13 protein-coding genes are annotated in these 20,952 nt (G+C 68.4%); 5 read left to right on the forward strand and 8 right to left on the reverse strand.

What is annotated here, in order from left to right; translation table 11 throughout:
- Positions 1-261: 261 nt before the first annotated feature.
- From AB0959_RS43465 to AB0959_RS43475, 3 genes are read right to left on the reverse strand one after another with little or no spacing between them, the layout of a single operon-like run.
- On the reverse strand, positions 262-1,125 hold the full coding sequence (locus AB0959_RS43465; protein WP_366832391.1) for a carbohydrate ABC transporter permease: 864 nt from the start codon (positions 1,123-1,125) through the stop codon (positions 262-264).
- Positions 1,122-2,060, reverse strand: a complete 939-nt coding sequence (locus AB0959_RS43470; protein WP_366832392.1) for a sugar ABC transporter permease — start codon at positions 2,058-2,060, stop codon at positions 1,122-1,124. Before AB0959_RS43470 ends, AB0959_RS43465 begins: the two co-directional genes overlap by 4 nt.
- The gene (locus tag AB0959_RS43475) at positions 2,057-3,421 is read right to left on the reverse strand and encodes an extracellular solute-binding protein (protein WP_366832393.1); all 1,365 of its coding nucleotides are present in this window, start codon (positions 3,419-3,421) and stop codon (positions 2,057-2,059) included. The genes AB0959_RS43470 and AB0959_RS43475 overlap by 4 nt, the downstream gene beginning before the upstream one ends.
- Before the next feature lie 215 nt (positions 3,422-3,636).
- On the opposite strand from AB0959_RS43475, the gene AB0959_RS43480 reads away from it, so the two are divergent.
- The 4 genes from AB0959_RS43480 (at position 3,637) to AB0959_RS43495 (ending at position 7,653) form a co-directional block, all read left to right on the forward strand.
- A complete protein-coding gene (locus AB0959_RS43480; RefSeq protein WP_366832394.1) occupies positions 3,637-4,254 on the forward strand; it encodes a helix-turn-helix transcriptional regulator in 618 nt (205 codons plus the stop codon).
- A gap of 89 nt (positions 4,255-4,343) precedes the next feature.
- Complete coding sequence (locus AB0959_RS43485; protein ID WP_366832444.1) at positions 4,344-4,988, forward strand: toxin-antitoxin system, toxin component family protein; 645 nt, start codon at positions 4,344-4,346, stop codon at positions 4,986-4,988.
- Positions 4,985-6,256: an MAB_1171c family putative transporter gene (locus tag AB0959_RS43490; RefSeq protein ID WP_366832395.1), complete on the forward strand. Its 1,272-nt coding sequence runs from the start codon at positions 4,985-4,987 to the stop codon at positions 6,254-6,256. The genes AB0959_RS43485 and AB0959_RS43490 overlap by 4 nt, the downstream gene beginning before the upstream one ends.
- A complete protein-coding gene (locus AB0959_RS43495) occupies positions 6,253-7,653 on the forward strand; it encodes an FAD-dependent monooxygenase (protein WP_366832396.1) in 1,401 nt (466 codons plus the stop codon). Before AB0959_RS43490 ends, AB0959_RS43495 begins: the two co-directional genes overlap by 4 nt.
- Positions 7,654-7,792: 139 nt before the next feature.
- Here the strand turns inward: AB0959_RS43495 and AB0959_RS43500 are convergent, their stop codons facing one another.
- The 3 genes from AB0959_RS43500 to AB0959_RS43510 form a co-directional block, all read right to left on the reverse strand.
- Positions 7,793-8,647, reverse strand: a complete 855-nt coding sequence (locus AB0959_RS43500) for an SMP-30/gluconolactonase/LRE family protein (RefSeq protein WP_366832397.1) — start codon at positions 8,645-8,647, stop codon at positions 7,793-7,795.
- Positions 8,644-9,417 (reverse strand): IclR family transcriptional regulator, encoded by a 774-nt coding sequence (locus AB0959_RS43505; RefSeq protein WP_366832398.1) that lies wholly within the window; start codon positions 9,415-9,417, stop codon positions 8,644-8,646. Before AB0959_RS43505 ends, AB0959_RS43500 begins: the two co-directional genes overlap by 4 nt.
- 449 nt (positions 9,418-9,866) lie before the next feature.
- Entirely contained in the window at positions 9,867-10,295 is a 429-nt protein-coding gene (locus AB0959_RS43510; RefSeq protein ID WP_366832399.1) for a hypothetical protein, read from the reverse strand.
- 277 nt (positions 10,296-10,572) lie between these two features.
- On the opposite strand from AB0959_RS43510, the gene AB0959_RS43515 reads away from it, so the two are divergent.
- Positions 10,573-11,121, forward strand: coding sequence for a DUF5959 family protein (locus AB0959_RS43515; protein ID WP_366832400.1), 549 nt, complete (start codon positions 10,573-10,575; stop codon positions 11,119-11,121).
- A gap of 238 nt (positions 11,122-11,359) precedes the next feature.
- Here the strand turns inward: AB0959_RS43515 and AB0959_RS43520 are convergent, their stop codons facing one another.
- Both AB0959_RS43520 and AB0959_RS43525 read right to left on the reverse strand, forming a co-directional pair.
- Positions 11,360-12,280 carry a hypothetical protein gene (locus AB0959_RS43520; RefSeq protein ID WP_366832401.1) on the reverse strand — a complete coding sequence of 307 codons (921 nt, stop codon included), beginning with the start codon at positions 12,278-12,280 and terminating at the stop codon, positions 11,360-11,362.
- A 140-nt stretch (positions 12,281-12,420) separates the two neighbouring features.
- Positions 12,421-20,148 carry a DNRLRE domain-containing protein gene (locus tag AB0959_RS43525; RefSeq protein ID WP_366832445.1) on the reverse strand — a complete coding sequence of 2,576 codons (7,728 nt, stop codon included), beginning with the start codon at positions 20,146-20,148 and terminating at the stop codon, positions 12,421-12,423.
- Positions 20,149-20,952: the final 804 nt, after the last annotated feature.

A 20,952-nucleotide genomic window follows, 5' to 3' on the forward strand; every position in this document is an offset into this window, starting at 1 on the left:
CCCGCCCCCAGGCCCCCGGGTGGGGGGTGTCTGGGGTGGGTGGGTTGGCTGCGGGTGGGTGGGGGCTGGTCGCGCAGTTCCCCGCGCCCCTGAAAACCGTGCAGATCCCCGCGGCCCCGAGAACCAGCCCCGACCGGAGGGAATTCAGCCCCTTGGGGGCACCTCCCAGCGGTAGCCGGGGGAGTTTGAGGAGCGGGGTCCGGGGCGGAGCCCCGGGGAGGGACGGGTAGGGGCGGCGGGGGCGAGGAAGGTCTCATGGGGTCACTGGCCCGCCAGGCCCGTGTGGGCTATGCCGGACACTATCTGGCGCTGGAAGAAGACGAAGACGATCACGAGGGGGAGGCCGGCCATCAGACCGCCGGCCATGAGCTGGGCCCATTGGATGCCGTAGGAGTTCATGACGGTCGCGATGCCGTTCGGCATGGTCATCAGGTCGGGGTTGTTGGTCACCATGTACGGCCACAGGAAGTTGTTCCAGGACGCGATGAACGTGAAGATCCCGACGGCGGAGAGGGACGGACGCGACAGCGGGAGCACGATGGTGAAGAAGACCCGCCAGCGTCCGGCACCGTCGATGAACGCGGCTTCCTCCAGCTCTCTCGGTATCCCCTGGAAGAACTTGTAGAGGATGTAGACCATCGCGGCGGGCGCGCACTGCGGCAGGATCATGCCCCAGTAGGTGTCGACCATCCCCATCTGCTGGACCGTGGTGAACAAGGGCACGCCGAGGACCGGTGGGGAAATCATCAGGCCCGCCATGACCACGCCCATCAGGACGCCCTTGCCGCGGAACTCGGTGCGGGCGAAGCCGTATCCGGCGAGCGTGCTCACGCTCAGCACCACGGACGTCACGCAGACGGAGACGACCAGGGAGTTGACGAACCAGTTGGTGATGTTGCCGGTCTCGAAGAGGGCCTTCCAGGCCTGGCCCGTCCAGTCCTTCGGCAGCCAGTGCGGCGGCACCTCCACGGCCTCGGTCTCCGACTTGAGCGAGGTGAACAGGCCCCAGGCGAAGGGCGCGAGGAAGACCACGGAGACGGCCGCGCCGAGGAGGGTGAGGATGATCTGGCTCGGTGTCCAGGACGACCTGCGGGGCTTGACGCGTACCTCTGCGGCGGTGGTCATCGGGCGCCCTCCTCACGGTTGCGCAGCAGCCACATCCGGGCGAGGGCGACGGCCGCGATGATCACGAAGAAGATGATGGAGATGGCGGAGGCGTAGCCCACGCGATAGCTGGTGAAGCCCTGTTCGAGGGTGTACTGCACGAAGGTCCGCGTCGAGTCCTCTGGGCCGGGGCCGAAGTCCAGCATCACCACGGCCTGGTCGAAGACCTGGAGGGAGGCGAGGATCTGCAGGGCGATGACGAGGCCGGTGATGTTGCGCAGCATCGGCAGGGTGATGTGCACCATGCGGTGCCAGGCGTTCGCGCCGTCCAGCCTGGCGGCCTCGTAGAGGTGGCCGGGGATGCCCTGGAGCGCGGCGAGGTAGAGCAGGAAGCTGAAGCCGACGGTCCACCACAGGGTCGTGATGACGATGGCGAGCATGGCGTACGACTTGTCCGTGAGCCAGGGCGTCTCGATGCCGAAGACGTGGTTGATCATGCCCGTGCCGGGGTTGAACAGCCACTGCCACAGGTTGCCCGCGACGGTGGAGGGGAGGAGGAAGGGCGCGAAGAAGCACAGCCACCACAGCCACTTGCCGCGCTCGATGTGGTGGGCGAGCATCGCGAGGAGGAAGGCGAGGACCGTGATGCAGGGCACCACCAGGAGCGTGAAGTAGGCGCTGTGTCCGAGCGCGTCCCACATCAGGGGATCCTGGAGGGCCTCACGGTAGTTGTCGAGGCCGACGAAGTTCGCGCCGTCGCCGGAGATGTTGGCGTCCGTGAAGCTGAGGTAGACACCGCGCAGCAGCGGCCAGATCACGAAGAGCGTGAACAGGACCAGGAACGGGGCGACGAACCAACCGCCGTGCTGGAAGCCCTGTCTGCGGCGGACGGTGGCGCTCTCGGCGGCGGTCTTCGCGCGCGCCGGCGCCATGCCTGTCTGAACGCTGGTCGTCACGCGACCGCACCTCCCTGCGCGGCGGTCCTGCCGTCCATGGGGTTCTTCATCCCGAGCAGCCGGACGAGCGCGGCCTTCATCCGTCGGGCGGCACCGTCCGGCTTGGCGGAGCCCATCGTCGAGGAGACGACGATCGGGCCGACGCGCTGGGCGAGGATGCCGGTGGAGCCCGCGAACCACACCTTCGGCTCGGTGGCCTGGTGATCCATGGCCGACACGTACTCGCTCTGCGGGTCGAGCCTCTTGTACGCGGCCGTGGAGAGGGTGGGCGTGTACGCGGGGATGTGGCCGCCGGCCGCCCACTGCTGGGCGTGCTGGACGACGTAGGCGGCGAGTTGGTGGGCGGCCTCGTTGGCGGAGCCGCCGCGCTCGGACTGGTGCGGCAGGACGAAGGCGTGCGACTCGGCGTGGGTGGCCTGCCTGCCGAAGACGGGCGGCAGCGGGGTCGCGCCGTAGTCGAGCTTCGCTCCGCTGAAGACCGGCACCGACCAGTTGCCCTCCCACGCGAAGGGCGCGCCGTTGATGAACTGTTCGGAGCCGACGGAGCCCATGCCCGGGTCGGCGTACCCGTCGGTGATGTGCCGGCGCAGGAACTCCAGGACCCGTGTGGCCTTGTCGGTGTCGAAGGTGACCTCGGTGTTGGCGGCGTCGAACCAGGTGCCGCCGAGCTGGGTGTAGAAGGCGACGAAGAACCACCACTGGAAGTTCTGGTCGTTGATCCACAGGCCGATGGTCTGCAGCCCCTTCTTGGTGGCCTTCTTGGCCTCCTTGAGTACGTCGAACCACTCGTCGGCCGACGTCACGGGCACGATCCTGCCGTCGTCGCCGAGCAGCCCCGCCTTCTTCAGCACGTCCTTGCGGTAGAAGCAGAGCTGGACGTGGATGTCGAGCGGGAGGGCGTAGAGCTTGCCGTCGATGACGGCGCGCTTCCACAGCGCGGGGTTGAAGTCCGCCTCCCGTACGCCGTACTTGGCGAGCAGGTCGACGTCCCAGGGGTCCAGGAGGCGGCTGGGCGAGAAACCGGTGACCCGGCCGAGGTGCATGACGCCGAGGTCGGGTGCGCGGTTGCCCGCGGCCGCCATGGCGAGCTTGGTGTAGAAGGGGTTGCCCCACTGGAAGGTGGAGTCCTTCACCGCGATGTCGGGGTGCTCCTTACGGAAGGCGTCCAGCATCGCGATCATGTTGGAGCCGTCGCCGCCGCTGAAGAGGTTCCAGTAGCGGACGCGGGTGTGGGCGCTGGAGGCGAGTGCGTCGGCGCCCTTGCCGAGCGCGGCGAAGCCGAAGCTGCCGGCGACCGCCAGGCCTCCTGCCGTGGTGAGTAACTGTCTGCGAGTCGGGTGACTCAGGTCAGGTCGTCCCATTCCCTGCCCTTGCTGTGTGAGGTGTCTACGGTTTCAGCCCTTGCCGTTCGACATATCGAATATCGGCCGTAACTTCGGACGGGACCGTAAAATCGAAGCGCTTGCGCGTCAATGGGGCGGGCGGGTTTTTCGGGTGGATCAACGATCGTTCCGCGCCAGACAACGATCGTTGGATATTCATGGTGCGGACGGTCTCCGGCGCGTACTGTCGGGCCGTGCTTGCTCTTTCCGAGACACTCGCGCGCATCGAGGCGCGGATCAGCGAGAACGGACTCGCCCGGGGTGAACTCCTCGACGTGACCGACCTCTCCAGGAGAACCGCCCTGCGCGAGAGCGAGGTCGAGGCGCTGCTGAGCGGGGCCACTCCGGTGGACGAGCCCGTCGACGACCGGGTGCGGGGGCGGGTGCGCGCGCTGCACGAGGCGTATCTCGCCCGGACCGGGAAGCGCACGACGGACGTGCGCAGGGAGGTCGCGGACCGGCTCGGGATCAGCCCCGAGTGGGCGCGGCAGCTCCTCCTCGGCAAGAAGATGCCCAACGTGCGCGATCTGACCGAGCTCGCCCGGTTCTTCGGCGTCGCGCACGGCACCATGTTCTTCACCGACTCCGCCGCCACCGCGCTGAACAGGGAACTGGGACGTGTCCTCGGGGAGTTGGAGGGTGCCCGGGACGACCAGGGCCCTCTCCTGAAGCTCGCCACACGTCACGGCGTCGTCACCCTCGCCCTGCGCGCGGGCCACCGTCTGACCCCGCGCAAGCAGGAGGCACTCGCGGTGATGCTGGAGGGCCTGTTGAGCGGGGACGGCGAGGACGAAGGGGTGGAGGCCCGGTGAGCGGCGGTGGTTCGCGTACCCGTGGGCGTACTCGTGGCGCCGTCGCCCGGACCGTCGGCGCACTCGCGGGCACCCGGGCCGGCGCCCGGATCGCGGCCGCCCTGGCCGCCTCACGGACCGGGGCCGGGATGCGGGACCTCGCGGCGGACCTCACCGCCGGGCTCCAGTCGCGGGTCCAGGGGCCGGTCGGTTCACGGGAGTTGTGCCTGGCCCTGTGCGAGGCGATGAGTGAGCGCAGGGGCGGGCGGCGGGTCGAGTTGCGGTTCGAGCGGTTCCCGGACGAGATCGAGGTCACCGGGCTCTGGCTGGAGTTCCAGGACTTCGACCTGGTCATCGTCGAGGAGCGCGCCGAGGCCGTGCAGCAACTGGTCATCCTCGGCCACGAGTTGTGGCACATGCACGCCGGGCACTGCCACCACCACGTGGCCGGTGCCGCGGCCGTCCGCGCGCTGGCCGGTGAGCCCGGCTGGCGGGAGCACGCGCTCGCGGTCGCCGCCCGCAACGGCTCGCACGAGGCCGACGAACGCGAGGCCGAGGACTTCGGTCACCGGCTCGCGGCCGACCTCCGTACGTGGATGGCCGGTTCGGGGCCCGGCGACCAGGGATCCGGCGGCCAGGGGCCAGGTGGCCAGGGGCCGGCCGACCCCGTCCGGAAAGCCCTCCAGACATACCTCGGTTACGGCGGGCCACGGAGCAGGCCGCAGGGCGGGCCGCAGAGCGGGCCACGGAGATGACCGCCACGACGGCCCCGGCGGCGGGTCTCCCCACGGGTTCGGTGACACAGCACCTGGCGTTGGACCCCTCCGGCTTCCTCGGCGAGCTCTACATCTCCTTCTGGATACCGACGGCGGTACTCACCGCCGCCCTCGTCATCAAGCTGCCCAGCATCATCAAGCTGTGGAGGGACCCGCTGCTGCGCGCCGTCGGTGGGCTCCTGCTGCTCGCCTGCGCGGTCTTCGCCTTCGCGGTGCCGGGGAACATCGCCCGGATGAACCGGCTCACCGGCGTGCCGAACTTCTCGGCGCCCTGGGTCTACTCCCTGATCACCGCGTTCTGCGCGTCCTGTCTGCTGCTGATCGTCGCGTGGCGGGGCGGGCTGTCCGACCGCTCCGCGGCGACCCGCCGCGCCATGCGGTGGGTGGTCGGCGTCTACAGCGCGGTGATCGGCACCCTGTGGATCCTGTTCGCGCTGGCGGACACCCCCGTGGAGCGGCTGCGCGACCTCGACACGTACTACGCCACCACGCCCTTCATGCGTGAGGAGATCGTCCTCTACCTCCTCGCGCACACCGTGGCCGTCCTGATCACCTACCGGCTGGTGCGCAACTGGGTCCGCACGGACGGACTCGACGCCTGGCTGCGCTGGGGTCTGAAGGCCCTCGGCGTCGGGTACGCGCTGAACCTGGTCTACGACGCCGCCAAGATCACCGCCGTCGTCGCCCGCTGGACCGGCCACGACCTGGACTGGCTGTCCACGGACCTGGCCCCGCCCGTTGCCGCCCTCTCCGCCATCCTGGTCGCGGTCGGCTTCATCCTTCCGCACGCCGGCCAGTACCTGCACGGCCGCTGGCGGGTGCGGCTCGGCCACTGGCGGCTGCGGCCCCTGTACCTGCTGTTGCGGACCTTCACCGGCTCCGGGGTGCCCTTCACCGTGCGGGCCAGCCCGGAGTTGCGCCTGACGCGCCGCGAGACCTTCATCCGCGATGTCCTGCTGCAGCTGGCCCGCCACTTCGACGAGGACCTGCGGCACAGGTCGTACGCCGCCGCCCTCGCCCTCGGCCACACGCCCGCCCGGGCGCGGGCGCTCGCCGCCGCCGTGACGATCCAGGACGCCTTCGCCGCACGGCAGTGCCCGGTCGACGGCGACACCCCGGCCTCCCCGGACACCTCCGACCTCCTGCGGGAGATCGAGGCCGTGTCCCGGGTCCTCCGCCACACCGAAGAGATCGACGCCGTCCGCACCCGGGCGGCCGCGACAGCAGAGAGCGTGCCCCGCAGATGACTGATCGTCCCCGTCCCTCCCGGTCCGCCGTCGTCCTCGGCGGGTCGTTCGCCGGGATGCTCGCGGCCCGCGCCCTCGCCGGGTACGCGCACTCGGTGACGGTCGTCGAGCGGGACGCCCTGCCCGACGGCCCCCAGCCCCGCCGCGGTCTGCCGCAGGCGCGTCACGCCCACATCTTCTGGTCCGGCGGCGCCCGGGCCGTCGAGGAGCTTCTGCCCGGCACCACCGAGCAGTTGCTGGCGGCCGGGGCACACCGGCTGGCGGTCACCACGGACATGGTCGCGCTGTCCCCGCAGGGCTGGTTCCGGCGCTGGCCCGAGTCACACCATCTGCTGCTGTGCGGCCGGGACCTGCTGGACGCCACGATCCGCGCACAGGCCCTCGACGACGACCGTGTCCACCGGATCGAGCGCACCGAGGTGCTGGGGCTGGAGGGCACGTCCGCCGCGGTCACCGGGGTTCGTGTCCGCGGGGACGACGGCACGGAGCGCACCCTCACCGCCGACCTGGTCGTCGACGCCACCGGCCGCGCCTCCCGGGCGCAGCGGTGGCTGGCCGAACTCGGGCTGCCCGCACCCGCGGAGCGGGTGGTCGACTCCGGTCTCGCGTACGCCAGCCGCGTCTACCGCGCCCCCGAGCACGCCAGGGGCGCCTACCCCGTCGTCAACGTGCAGGCCGACCCACGCACCGGGGGCCCCGGACGGGGCGCCATGCTGCTGCCCATCGAGGACGGCCAGTGGCTCGTCACCCTCTCCGGCACCCGGGGCGGCGAACCCCCGTCGACGGGCGCCGACTTCGTACGGTTCGCGCTGGAGGAGGTCCGCCACCCGCTGGTCGGTGAACTCCTCGCGAACGCCGAGCCGTTGACCGACGTGGCGTTCACCCGCGCGACCGTCAACCGGCGTTGGTTCTACGAGCGGATGCCGGCCTGGCCCGACAACTTCACCGTCCTCGGCGACGCGCTCGCCGCGTTCAACCCGGTCTACGGGCACGGCATGTCGGTCGCCGCCCAGAGCGCGGGGGCGCTCCGCTCGGTGATCCACCGTCAGGGGTGGGGCACGCCGGGGCTGTCCCGCCACCTCCAGAAGGCGGTGGCCCGGCCGGTGGGCGCGGCCTGGGACCTGGCCATCGGGCAGGACGTGTTCTATCCGGGAGCCACGAAGGACGGGCCGACCCTGCGAGAGCGGTTGCTCGCGTCGTACGTCGACCGGTTGCTGCGTACGGCCACGGGGAACGGGCGGGTCGCCCGGCGTCTTACGGATGTGACCTCGCTGGAGCGGGGGGCGGAGGTTCTTCTTGCGCCGAGTGTGGTGTTGGCCGCGGCGGTCGGTCCCTTGCGGGCGCCGTTGGCGGGGCCGCCGTTGACCGCGGAGGAGCTCAAGGTTGTGGGCCTGTGACCCCGGGCCCCCACGATGCGGGTGAGCGCCGTGGGGGTTGGGAGTTGTGTCCGGGTGCGGGTCCGCTGTGGCTGGTCGCGCAGTTCCCCGCGCCCCTTAAAAACCGCGCAGTTCCCCGCGCCCCTTACGGGGCGTCCCCTCAGCCTGCGAACGCTCGCTGCTCCAAGCCCTTGCCCGCGCCCGGGATCACCAGGAGTGAACCCGACAGTGGGGGTGGGGAGGTCAGGCCTGTGGTGGCCGTGGTGATGTAGAGGTCCGTCAGGTCGGGGCCGCCGAAGGCGCAGGCGGTGGGGCGGGGAGCGGGGAGCGGGATGACGCGGTCGAGGGTGCCGTCGGGGGTGTAGCGGCGGACCGCTCCGCCGTCCCAGAGGGCCACCCAGACGCAGCCGTCGGCGTCGACCGTGAGGCCGTCGGGGAAGCCGGCTCCGTCCTCGATGGTCGCCAGCGGGCGCCGGCCGGAGATCCGCTGCCCCTCGCCCACGTCGAAGACGTCGACGCGGCGGGTCGGGGAGTCGATGTAGTACATCAGGCGGCCGTCCGGGCTCCAGCCGATGCCGTTGCTGACGGCGACGTCGTCGAGGACGGTGCTGACCGTGCCGTCGGGCGTGAGGTGGGACAGGGTGCCGCCGCCGGGGGCCTCGTCGTAGCGCATGGTGCCCGCCCAGAGGGAGCCGTCGGGCGCCACGGCGGCGTCGTTGGCGCGGCGGCCGGGGACCGGCTCGTGGTGCAGCCAGCGGAAGGTCCCGTCGGCGTCGCGCAGGCCCACGCCGTCCCGGAGGTTGAGCACCAGCCCACCGCCCGAGCGCGGCTTCGCGGCGCCCACGTGCTGTTCGGTGGCCATGACCGTGCGGCGGCCGGAGGCGGGGTCGTAGGTGTGGACCCGGGAGCCGAGGATGTCGATCCAGATCAGCCGCTGGGCTGCGGTGTCCCAGGTGGGGCCCTCGCCGAGGGCCGCGTGCTCCCGTACCGCTATCTCGTACTCGTACGTCGTCATGCCACGCTCCGGTATCCGAGGTGCTCCGACAGCTCCGCCGCACCCTTGGCCGCGAGCTGCTCCAGCTCGACGCGGCGCTCGTCGCTCCAGCGGATCATGGGGACGGAGATGGAGAGGGCGGCCACGACGCGGCCGGTGCGGTCGTGGACGGGGGCGGCCACGCAGGAGACGTCCGGGTTGGACTCGCGGCTCTCCACCGCGATGCCGCGCCGGCGGATCTCGGTCAGGGCCTCGCGCAGGTCGGCCGGGTCGCTGATGCTGTTCGGCGTCATCCGGACCAGGTCCGCGTCGTCGGGGATGCGGGCGGTGAGCTCGTGCTCGGGGAGGGAGGCGAGGAGCATCTTGCCGACCGAGGTGCAGTGCGCGGGCAGCCTGCGTCCGGCGGCGGACACCATGCGGACGGCGTGCGTGGAGTCGACCTTCGCGATGTAGATGACGTCCGTGCCCTCCAGGATCGCCACGTGCACGGTCTCGTCGCACGTCTCGGCGACGGACCGGGCGACCTGCTGGCCCTCGGCGGCGAGGTCGAGCTGCTCGGCGTAACGGCTCCCGAGCTGGTAAGGACGTACGCCGAGCCGGTAACGTCCCGGTTGTCCCGGTACCGGGACGATGTACGACCGGGCGGCGAGCGTGGTGACCAGCTCGTGCACGGTGGTGCGCGGGAGCTGCAGCTTGCGCACGATGTCCGGGGCGGACAGCGTGCCGTCCCCGTCCAGGAAAAGCTCCAGTATGTCGAGAGCCCTGGTCACGGCTGGTACGAGGCGTCCCACGACCGGCCCCCTCCCTTACGTCCTTGGTGACTGCGTTCGAGATTTCAACAGTCGATCGGCATGACGAACACAGGCTAATCACATGGGCTCGGCCGGGCAATGGCCCGGTAACGCCGGGGTTGCGGGCGAGCGACACCCCGACCTCCCCTTTCGTCCCCTTTGCCGGGCTGCTTGACGCAGCTTCCGCGTCCTGACTAAAACCCGCTTCGGTTCCTCCGCACGACGTTTCGCGGCTGCCGGGTGTCTTCGCCGAGCGGCCATGTCGTCGTGCCGCCGCGCGGATCGCGGCCGGCGCTTCCCGGCCCCTCAAACGGGAGCGGCGCCACGGCGGGCTGCGTCTCGGTCCCCCGGGCGACCGCGGACCGGATCATGGGATGGATCAGGCCGTCGGCGCACCCGAGGATCGCGATCGGATGAGGCGGGGTCCGGAGCCGAGCCCGGCCGGGGACTCACGAGGCTTCCTGCCGGGCCCTCCCGTGCAGCAGCAGATAGAAGGTCTGCAACGACTCCTCCTGGCCCGCCTCGAAACGGTTCACCACCTTGCCGAGCGGATTCCACACCCGCCCGTCCGGCATTCGCACCCCGGCCGGCTGCCCGAAGTACGCCCGCTGCTGGGCGTCGAAGTCCACCCAGACCGCGCCGGCCCGGCGCACCAGCACCTCACCGACGTACGCCCCGAGCCCGAACAGCGTCCCGGCCACGCGTTCCCGGTCCACCTTGCCCTTGCGCAATCCGTCGACCAGGAAGTCGACGACCCGCAGGCTGGCGACCGAGTAGTCCAGCGGCAGCCGGTTCCTCGCGGTCACCCGTGTGACGAACCGGCCGGCGTGCTGCCGCATCACGCGTGCGGTCGGCTGCTGCGTCTCTGCTCCGGCCATCTCTCCAGGCATGTCTCCGGGCATCTCTCTGGGCATGTCCCCCGCCCCCCAAGTCGCTTGTGGAAAACGGTTGTCCGCCCTCCCATCGACCTAGCGCACCGTCGAACGCAAACGTCACACCTTTCTCACACGAAGGTCTCAACGTCGCAGAACGCGACGCCTCAGGGAGTTGCCGTGAAGGACATGCAGGAGACTCGCGCGGTGAGCCGGCGTACCTGCCGGCGCAGAAGGACAGGGTGAGCGAGTGAGCGCGGGCGCAAAGGAGCGTCTTGGCCGAGTGAAGGCACACTGGAGGCACGCTGCGGGTAAACCGGAACCAGTCGACCTGATTCACCTGGTGGACGCGACGGACGCAGACGGCGACCGTTGCGTCGTTCGCGTAACCGGGCGTTCTCAGCCCGGCGTTCTGACCGGGCATGACATTCTGCGCGCTGACGTCGTGGCGTCCACGAGCTTCCTCGACGCACGCCTCGAGCTCCACCTCTCCCAGCGGAATCTCTCCACCTGGGAGCACGCGCTCGAAGGACTGGTGCCGGGCGGCGATGCGGTGATCGGCGGAGACCGGGGTCTGTATCTCGGCATCCACCTCAACGAGGATCAGTCCGTGGCCGTGACCATCGACGACCCCGACCGGCTCTCCACATTGCTCTGGCTCCGGCCACCGGCAAACTGGATCGAGGACCACCGAGCCAGGCTGAGCCGCCTTCGGCAGACCTGGCCGAGCGAGGTGGTCGAGACCGCCCCCATGACCTACGAATGGAGCCCGAACCGCATGCGCGCCCCGATCGGCCACTCGCCACTGCCCGAAGCGCCGGCCGGTAAGTAGAACCTGGCGTCCCGCCTGTGGACCCGCGCCTTCACGACCCCGTCACACCAGCCGGAAGCGTGATGGTGCCCTCGAATGCCCCCTCGTTCGACTCGGTCACACCCTCGCGCACGGCCTTCTGGCGAGTTGAGACGTCGAACACCTCCCTCAACGGCACGGGAGCCTTGTCCGTTGCGGGCGCCTACGCCGTCACCCGGTCAGTGGCCGCGCTGAAAGACCTCGGTGACACCCCATCTGGTCAGGACTTCGCGTCGCGCGCGTCTTCGTACACCACATGGAGGGGCGGATCGGTCGGGAGGGGTTCGAAGCGCTGGGGTGTGCCGGGGCGGAGCGCCGGCGATACCGCCGCCCAGACCGCTCGGGCCTGGCCGTCGTCGTATGCCGCGAAGTCCGGGCCGGCCTGTAGCCAGATCGATCCGCCGGCCAGTTCCTCAACTTCGTGGAAGGCTCTGGAATCAAGCAACGCCTGTTTCCCGCCCACAGTTGCGGAAAGCTCCTTCGGGCATACCGTGACCCAGCTGTAGCCGCGAAGGAACTGTCGGCTCTCGGGTACCGTCTTTTTCGGAAGAAGCCAGGGCGGGCCCAGCACTGTCTCCAGTGGCGTCTTTCCCAGAGTGTAAAGGTGAGTGATGTGACCGAATGACGGGTCCAGCGTGTTCGCCTGGTTCTTCATAAAGCGCAGGAAGGCTCCCTGGAATACGGGGTCGCGCAGGGAATCCTCGGGAATGTTACAGCCGAGACGCACCCACGATTCTGCCTTTTCCACGCGCTCGACCGTGAGTCGGGCCAACCGGAGCCGGGGGCTACCATCGTCGCCCAGCCTGGAGATACCGACTTCAGCGGAGAAGGGGCCACTGGAGACCTTGCGGTAGAACCAATCGAGGTTCTTCTCAGAAATAACCCTGGCCGAATCGCGAAGATTGCGCCCGACCCGCTCGGTCACCCCGCAGAAGCCCCACCAGGACTCCGGAGGGCCGAGCGGACCTCCACGCATCCCCTTCGGGTCGAGGGGAGGCCCGCTGAGAATGGCCCCCAATTCAGCGGGGAAGAGGTCACGCAGCGCACCCTCGAACCACTTCCTCATGCTGTCCGAGTACTCGGCCTCGGAACGAAACTCGACATCGATCTCGCCGCGCACCACGAATCCACCCTCGGCCACGCAACACCTCACTGTTGGTTACAAGTTTTCAGCCTGCGAGTCAGCGGACGAAAGTGTAGCAGACCATAAAATCATCCTACAGATTTGCCCCCTCGCCGTCGGTACAACTTGACGACGAGGGGGCAAAATCCAGGGATAACCTACGGCACTATCGGAAGTGGCATCGGGAGGGGTCCCACAGGACTGGTCGGAGTGAATGGGCTGTTCGACCAGTCATGGAGTTCGACGTTCCTGTGCCACCAATCGCCAAGGGAATTCAGCATCCCTGACAGGGACGATCCGCCGTCGGCCACAGTGGCTGCCGGAACAAGGTCCGGCTTCGGCTGGTACAGCGGACGAGTCCTGACCCACTCCGGACGTTTGCCGCTGATCGGGATCGGGGTGGGCGAGGGCAGGGCCGACGGCGAGGGAGTCGTGGTCACCCGTGGCGTGGGTACCGGATCATCGTCGTCCTCGCTGACGTCGTAGGTGATGATGCCTCCCGTCGTGGATCTGGCTGTGATCATCTTGTTGGGATTGCTGAGGCTCGGAGTGGGACCGAGTTCAGGAACGATGTCAGCGCCCGCCACAACGATTCTGTTGTCCCCGGAAGCCTCCAGCATCTCCTGAAGCTGCTCGATGTACCTCGCCAGCTGAGCGGGACCTGCCTTCTCTGCTGGGCCGCCCGCCTGCTTCACCTCCCAGACCTCGACCCGGTCCGTGCCCCAGCGGACGATGTCGGCCCAGCCGTACTCGCCGTTGCCCTTGGCCGACCCTTCGTCGATCCGCACTTCGTTGTCGAAGTCGTCGCCCGGGTAGTGGGACTTGAGCCAGGTGGTCGCCATCCCGACTGCCGTGTCGTGGTTCCCGCTGAGGTCCTTGTACCACGGGTCCTCGGCTTCGGCTCCTTGGTTCCGGCCGACCGTGGTGGCGTTGCAGCCCTCGACGCCGTCGCACAAGGCATCAACCGAGGTATGACCATCGAGTTCAATGCCCGAAATCGGATTTCCGCCCGTGAAGGCGTAGCGGTTCCCGGTGAAGGGGTCCGCGCCGAGGTTCATGTCGGCGAGGGCGCCGTTGTACATGTCCCGGGTGGTGAACCGGTTGAGCCCCGGGTCGTAGTTCCGGAAGCCCATGTCGTAGGTACCGGACTGGGCGTCCCACCGCTTGGCGTTGAACCGGTAGGGGTTGTAGGCCTCCTTGGTCGGGTCCGTGGGGCTCGGCTTGTCGATGCCGGTGAACTCTGAGGTGTCGTCCTTGCCATAGGCGGTGTATCCGTACGTCGCCTTGGTGTCGCCGTTGTCGTCCGTGAGGGTTTCGACGTCGGTGTGGCCGTTGTAGCCGTAGTAGCCGTCCTCGGTCGTGCCGTCGCTGTTGTACTTGATCTGCGACAGGCGCTGGCCCCACGGGCTGTACTGGTAGGACTTGGTCAGCGTGCCGGCGACCTTCTCGTCCAGCACCTCGGACGAGAGGCCCAGGTACTCGAAGTCCGTCGTCTTGCCGTCCGCCGTCTTGGAGGCGGTGCGGTCGAGCGGGTCGTAGGTGTACGTGGTCGACTTCAGCGCGCCCGCGGAGTCCGCCTGCTGGGACTCGATGACGTGGTCGAAGCCGTCGTACACGCTCCGCGAGATGATCTTTCCGTCGGAGGTGACCGATTCCTGGCGGCCGAACGGGTCGTAGTTGTGGTTCGCCGTCAGGCCGCCAACGATGCCGGCGCTCAGCAGGCGGTTGCGGTCGTAGGTGTAGTTGGTTGTGGTGCCGCCCACCGTCTGGCTGATGACGTTGGCGTTGTTGTCGTGGACGTACGTCTCGGTGCCCGCTCCGTTGCCCGTCTTCACCGCCTTCGTCAGGCGGCCGACCGGGTCGTAGGTGTAGTCCGTGGTGGACGACAGGTACGCCGCGTGGTTGTCGGCGTTCATCTTCTGCGCCACGTCCTGCGCCTTGTTCCCGTTGGGGTCGTAGGCGTAGGTGTGCGAGGCGACGAGAGTGCCGCCCGCCTTCTTCTCCGTCGTGGACTTGAGGGCCGCGTCCAGGTAATAGGTGTAGTCGACGGTGTTGCCGTTGGCCTTGGTCTCCTTCAGCTTCTGGCTGCGGTCGGTGTACGTGTACGACGTCACCTTCGGGCTCGCGTCCGTCGCGGACTTGCCGACCGAGACCGTCTTGACCAGCTCACGCAGGTCGTAGGTGTACTTGGAGAACTGGTCGGGGTGGGTGATCGTGTCCGGCTGGCCGTCGGCGTCGTAGGTGTACGACGTCGACTTCTTCTCCTGGCCGGCCAGCGACTCGGTGACCTTCTGGACCTGGTTCAGGCCCGTGTAGGCGACCGTGTAGGCGTCGGTCTTCGCACCGGACGACGTGTCGTCGATCCTGGTGAGGTTGGCGTTGGCGTCGTAGGTGTAGGCGAAGGTCTTCTTCTCGTTGTCGACCTCACCGGTGGTGTCACGCACCAGCTTCACCGCGTCGGCGACGACTTTGCCGGCGCTGTTCTGGAACAGCTGGAGCTTGGCGTCGTTGCCCTGCTTGAAGCTGTACGAGCCGAGCGAGACCCAGGTGCCGGTGCCCGTGCTCTGGTCGAGGGTTTTGTCGGTCGTGGTGTCCTGACCTTGCGCGTTCTTGTGCGTGACGGTGTACTTCGCCGCGGTGGCGGCGCCGGTCACCTGCGGGAACTTCACGTACGCGGCGTAGGTGCCGTCCTTGGGGATGTTCAGCGTCCAGGTGAAGGCATCCGTGCCCGTGCCCGCCGCGTGCGTGGCGTGGTCGTAGCCCTGCTGCCCGGTGATGTCCGCCTTGGTCCAGGTGCCGGTGGAGGATGTGTTCTGGGTGTCGGAGTTGTCGACCAGCACCACCCCGCTACCGACCGGCACACCGTCGTCCGAACGCGACTTGAGTTTGCCGTCCGGGTGGTACGACCACGACATGGTGCGGTTCGAGGAACCGCCCGCCGACGTGAGCGTCCGGGCCGTCTGCTCACCCAGCTCGTTGTAGTCGTAGGTGGTGCTGATGTCCCACGGATCCGTCGCGGACTTCACCCAGCCGTTGTCGAAGTAGCCGTAGGTGGTGTCGTTGCGGACCGTCTGACCCTCCGACGGTGGCAGCGAGGTCTTGGAGACCCTGCCCACCGCGTCGTAGAACGTCTGGGTGTAGACGTTCGGGTTGTTGTAGCGGGCGTCGCCCGAACTCGGGTCGTACGGCTGGTACTGCTTGACCGGCCGGTTCAGCGCGTCGTACTCGGTGCGCCCGGTGAAGTCGTCCGCCGTGGCCGTCGCCGTGCCACGCGGCGTGTTCACCTTGGTGGTGTTGCCGACCTGGTCGTACTCGTACTTCGTCGTGTTGTAGGTGATCGGCGCGGTGCCCGAGTGCGGGACCTGCACCTGAGTGGCCTTGCCGCGCTCGTCGTACGTGATGAGCGTGGTGTTGTTCTCCGGATCCGTCGCGGAGACGACCAGGCCGTCCTTGTCGTAGGCCTTCTTCGTCGTCTTGCCGGCCGCGTCCGTGACGGTCGTGACCCGGTGGTCCAGGTCGTAGGCCGACTTGGCGGTGTAGTCGGTGGTGTCGGTCGTCGCGTTCTTCTTCGGGTCGATGACCGTGACGACGTTGCCGACGTTGTCGTACTCGTAGCTGATCTTGTCACCGGCGGCGTTCACCACCGACGTGATCTGGTAGATCGGGTTGTAGGTGTTCGTCGTGACGTAGTCCGTCGCATCCGACGTCGTCAGCGTGCCCTTGGGCTCCGTCGTCGTCTTGAGGCTGCCGACCTTGTCGTACGTGTAGGTCGTCACCCGGTCGTCCGACGTGGAGGTGTCCTTGGGCGCCGTGGCCGAGGTGATCTGGTCCGCCGCGTCGTACACCGCCGTTGACACCGCTCCGTTCGGCGCCGTCGACTTCGTGACGTTGTCGTTCGCGTCGTACTCCGGCTCCGGGGTCGTGATCAGCACGCCCGCCGCCTGGTCCTTGGGCACCGTCTTGACCAGCGGACGCCCGTACGTGTCGTACGTCTGCGTGGTCACCTTCTGGTTGGCGTCGGTGACCTGCTTGACCTGGCCGCGCTCGTCGTACACGAACGACGTGGACTTGCTCAGAGCGTCGGTGATCGTGGCCGGGGAGCCGGTCGGGCCGAAGCCGCTGTAGTTGGTCGCGTTGCCGTTCGCGTCGGTGGCCTTGGTCAGCTCACCGTAGGAGTCGTAGGTGTACGACGTGGTGTAGTCACCGGCGACCGTGGTGGTCGCGACACCCTTGGGGTCGGTGACCGTCGTCAGGTTGCCGAAGCCGTCGTAGCCGAACTGCCAGGCGCGGCCCTCCGGGGAGGTCTTGCGGAACAGGTCGGCCGAGTATCCGTCCGCGCGTGTCTGGTACTCGTACTTCGACGCGTTCACCGGCCACTTGGTGGTGTCCGCCACGCAGGTGGTCGTCTGGTCCGGGACCCCGGTCTTGTTGTTCTCCGCGTCGCGCTGCCAGAGCGGGTAGCCCGTCTTCTGGTCGTAGCAGTACGCGGTCTTGGCCCCGTTGGCCTCCTCCAGGTACGTGACGTTGTTGTCCGCGTCCCACGACATCTTCGTCGTCTCGGACTTGGCGTTCGTGTTCTGCACGGGACGGCCGAAGTCGTCCATGACGTACTTCGTCGCGTGCGTCTCGGCGTCGGTGACCGTGGTGTCGGTGAACGTGGTGTTCGTGGCGTTGGCCGCGTACGCGAAGCCCGTGTCGCCGTTCAGACGGTCGGTGATCGTCTTCGTCCACCAGTGGTACTTCGGGTCGTCGCCGGACTGCGGCTCGTTGTACGCCAGCTTGGTGTCATGGCCACGCGGGTCGGTGACCGTGACCAGCTTGACGTTCTTGTTGCCCTGGGTGGCGTCGTAGGTGAAGTTGAAGACCTTCGGCTGCGCGGAGCCCGCACCATCCGTCAGTTTCGTCAGCAGCGCCTTGTCGGAGTATTCGAAGGTGAGCTCGCGGCCCGAGATGTCCGTGATCGACTGGACGTGGTCCTCGACCTTCGGGAAGGGCGCCTCGGACTTGTCGTAGTAGTCGACCGTCAGCGATCGCCGGCCGGCCGGGTCGGTGACGTACTTGAGGAACTTGGTCGGCTTGTTGTTGGACTTGCGCTCCTCGTACGTGTACGTCTGCGTGTTGCCGTTCTTGTCGACGACCGACGTCAGGTAGCCGTCGCAGCCGAAGAAGAAGCGCGTGCCGTCGGGGCGCAGGAGTGTCCAGGCGTCCGGGACCGGGTCCTTGTCCGGGGTGCAGTCCAGACCCGTCTTCATCGTGATCCTGTAGTGGACGCCAGCCGGGGCCTTCCACGTGCCGTCGGCCTGCTTGGTGAAGACGTGCGTCGTGCCGTCACCGTCCGGAAGGCGGATCTCCGTCGCGTTGGCGTTCGGGTTCGGGTGGAAGTCCAGCGGGGCGCCCAGCCGGATCGGGCCCGCGAGCTGCGCCGACCAGCCCGCACCCGAGACGGTGTCGCTCGTGTCCAGCGAGTTGTACGAGAACCGCGCGAACGACGTCAGGCCGCGGCCGGGGTTGCTGAACGCGTTGTACGACCACACGCTGTTGCCCGAGGCGAGGTTGTTCATCACCGTCGAGCCGGCGCCCGTGTTCTTGCCCGTGTAGGAGTAGAACTTCTCCAGGCCGAGGCTGTTGGAGGTGGGGTCCTCCACCGCCACGTTCTGCTTCAGGGACGGGATGCCGCCGGTTCCGGCGGACAACCAGCTGCCGTCGGAGACCTTCTTCACGTCCCAGCCCAGGACGTAGTCCGTGCGCTTGTTGCCGGAGTCGGAGTTGATCGGCGTCTTCACCTGCGCCTGGATCGTCGCCGACTGGCCGGGTGACAGGGCCGGGATCGCCGTGGAGAGCTGGTTTCCGCCGGTCGTCACGTCCGTGCCGTCCGGGAGCTTCCAGGTGTACGACAGCTGCCGCTCGCCGCTCGCCCAGGCCGAGCTCGTGGTGTTGGTGACCGTGAAGTTCACCGTGTAGGTGGAGTTGGGGGTCATTCGGGCCGGGGTCTGCGGCGCGTAGTACGTGTCCTCGGTCGTGGAGTCGACGTAGATCACGCGCAGCAGCGGGCCGACCTGCTGGTCGGAGGTCTCCGAGGCAAGGAACACGGTCCGTTCCTGCGGGCCCGTGGCGCTCTCGTCCTTCAGCTTGATCAGCGCGCCCTTGTTGGACGTCGGGGTCTTCACCCAGCCCTGGGTCAGTGACGTGGCGTCCCACCAGTGGCGTCCCACCTCCGAGACCGAGGCGACTGTGTCGGACACGGTCGACGAGAAGTCACCGCCGGCCGCCGTCCACGCCGTCGAGGAGGTCGCGTTGTTCCAGGTGGTCGTCGTCTCGCCGAAGTCCTTGGTCAGGCCGTGGAGTTCGTAGATCGCGCCGTCGGTGTCGGTGGTGGTCTCCGCGCCCCACAGGAACAGCCTGGACTCCAGCACCGTGGCGGTGGTGGGCAGGGCGCTCGTGGGGAACTTCATCACGGCGCGGGTCTTGCCGTAGGTCGGCGAGTTGTTGCCCACCGTCATCCAGGCCTGACCCGCTCCGGCGGACTGGACGGCGTCCTGGTTGGTCGTGGGCTGGGTCGAGGACAGTGTGGAGTCGGTGACGCCTCCCGCGGTGCCCTGGATCAGCTTCATCGTGCGGCCGGCCTTGGGTACTCCGACGATGCGGGTCGGGGAGCCCAGCAGTTGGCCGTCCTCCGTCTTCACCACGATCTGGTAGTAGTACGACCGCCCGATCTCCGCCGCCGACGAGTCGGGCGTCGGGGTCGCCGTGGTGTCCGTGTACGCCGTCGCCGACTTGTCGATCGGCGCCACCAGCGTCGCCGCGGACGGCGTGAACGCCTGCTGCGTGGAGCGGTGCAGCTGGTACTCGGCGATGTTGAGGTTCGGGTCGCCCGTGGTGTTGCTGTACGCCTTCCAGCTCAGCTCCGGGCCCGTGGAGTGCACCACCGTCGGCGAGTCGAGTGCCGTACCGACCTTGCCGTACGTCACCGTCAGCCGCGGGATGGTCGCCGTCTCGCCGCCGTAGTCGCCGTCACCGGACTCGTAGCGCGGGCCGCCCAGCGGGTTGTTCGCCTCGTCGGTGGCCTTCAGCACGAAGCCGTTGTTGGTGGCCGTGCCGTCCACCCACTGCTGCACCGTGTCGCCGACGGGGAAGCTGTGCCACCGGTTGTACTGCCCGGACGACTTGGTGATCTTCGCCGGGTCGACCAGCCGCACCGCGTCCGCGATCACCGCCTGGCTGCTCGACACTCCGGTGTCCTTGAGGTCCACCTTGTAGGCGCCACCCTTGTTGAAGCTCAGCTCGTTGCCGCTTCCGCCCAGGGACGTCCACACCCCGCCCGAGCCGGAGGTCTGGTTGACGGTGTAGGTGTTGGTCGCACCGCCCGCGGACGTCACCGTGTAGGGGGCGTTGGTGGCCCGGTTGGCACCCTGCACGTAGTGCGCGTCCACCCGGTAGGTGGCCGTCTCCGGCACCCTGACCGGCCAGGTGAAGCTGTCGCCCGTGATCGAGTCGAGGTTGGAGCGGAAGGTGCCCCCGACCGCGTTGCTCGTGGTGCCCGAGGTCGTCCAGACGCCGACCGCCGCCGCGCCCGCGTCCGTGTCGTCGACCTGCACGGTGGTGGAGGACTGCTCACCCACCAGTGAACTGGTGTTGTTCCAGGTCGCCGTGGACTCGTCCCAGGCGCCGGTGGCCCGGTACACGCTGATCTGGGTGTCCGTGGTGGCCGTGGTGTGCGCCTGGTCGAAGTACATCTCCAAGCGGGCCGAGTCGACCTTCGTGCCCGAGGGGATCTCGTCCAGCGGGAACTTGACCAGGGAGCGGGCGTTCGCCGTGCTCGACGTCCGGCCGGCCGACAGCTTCCACGTGGTGTTGAAGTTGGTCGTCGGCTGATCCGACAGGACCATGGTGTCCTGGGAGTCCGAGGGAGAGGGCGCGATCGTGATCGTCGGGTCGATCACCACCGGGTACTGCCGCTCCTTCGCCGCCAGCCACTTCGCGTCCGGTGTGACCGTCAGCTTCCAGTTCTTGCCGTCCCGGGTCAGCTTCTGGGTGACCTTGGTGCTGTAGGTCTTCCCGAAGACGGACTTGTCCGCCTTCTTCGCGTCGGTCATGTAGGGCGCGGGGATCACCATCACCGGCGTGTGGGGCAGCTCGCCGTACAGCGCGATCGAGCCGTCCTTGCGGGCCTTCGGCACCAGCCCGTCGGTCGCGAGGGTGAAGGTGAACTTCAGTGGCCCGTCAGGGCGTTCGGCCAGGGTGATGTTCTCCTTCACCCGGCCACGGCCGACCGCGTACTGCAGATCGGCGCCGTGCACCGCGTCCTCGTACGTGACCGTCGAGCCCTTGACCGACGGCTTCAGACGGTCACCCGCGCCCTGCACACCGAGGGTGACCGAGCGGCCGTCCTCCGACGCGAACCGCACCAGCCGGTCCGTGTCCTCGCCGAACCAGCTGCGGCCGGTGTTGGTGGTGTTGGCGAGCCGGAAGCCCTTCGCCTCCGACGCGCGCACCGCCGTGTCGATCGACTTCCAGGCGGCCTTCCTGCCCTTGCCGGATCCGGAACGGTACGACGTCGGCGCCGCCGACAGCTCCGCCTGGACACGGCCGTCGGACAGCTGCCAGAAGCGAGCGGTGGGGGTCCGGCGCTTCGTGAGCTCCCTGACCCTCTTCGCTTTCGGCGCCTTCTTCTGCGCCGGAATTTTTTGCCT

This window comes from Streptomyces sp. NPDC046862 (genome assembly GCF_040704615.1).
Classification (GTDB): Bacteria; Actinomycetota; Actinomycetes; order Streptomycetales; family Streptomycetaceae; genus Streptomyces.

What these genes read in the sequence shown, in the direction of transcription:
- AB0959_RS43465 (WP_366832391.1), bottom strand. Translation starts at nt 1,125, where the DNA reads ATGACCACCGCCGCAGAGGTACGCGTCAAGCCCCGCAGGTCGTCCTGG.
- AB0959_RS43475 (WP_366832393.1), bottom strand. Translation starts at nt 3,421, where the DNA reads ATGGGACGACCTGACCTGAGTCACCCGACTCGCAGACAGTTACTCACC.
- AB0959_RS43490 (WP_366832395.1), top strand. Translation starts at nt 4,985, where the DNA reads ATGACCGCCACGACGGCCCCGGCGGCGGGTCTCCCCACGGGTTCGGTG.
- AB0959_RS43495 (WP_366832396.1), top strand. Translation starts at nt 6,253, where the DNA reads ATGACTGATCGTCCCCGTCCCTCCCGGTCCGCCGTCGTCCTCGGCGGG.
- AB0959_RS43500 (WP_366832397.1), bottom strand. Translation starts at nt 8,647, where the DNA reads ATGACGACGTACGAGTACGAGATAGCGGTACGGGAGCACGCGGCCCTC.
- AB0959_RS43510 (WP_366832399.1), bottom strand. Translation starts at nt 10,295, where the DNA reads ATGGCCGGAGCAGAGACGCAGCAGCCGACCGCACGCGTGATGCGGCAG.
- AB0959_RS43525 (WP_366832445.1), bottom strand. Translation starts at nt 20,148, where the DNA reads ATGGTCCTGTCGGATCAGCCGACGACCAACTTCAACACCACGTGGAAG.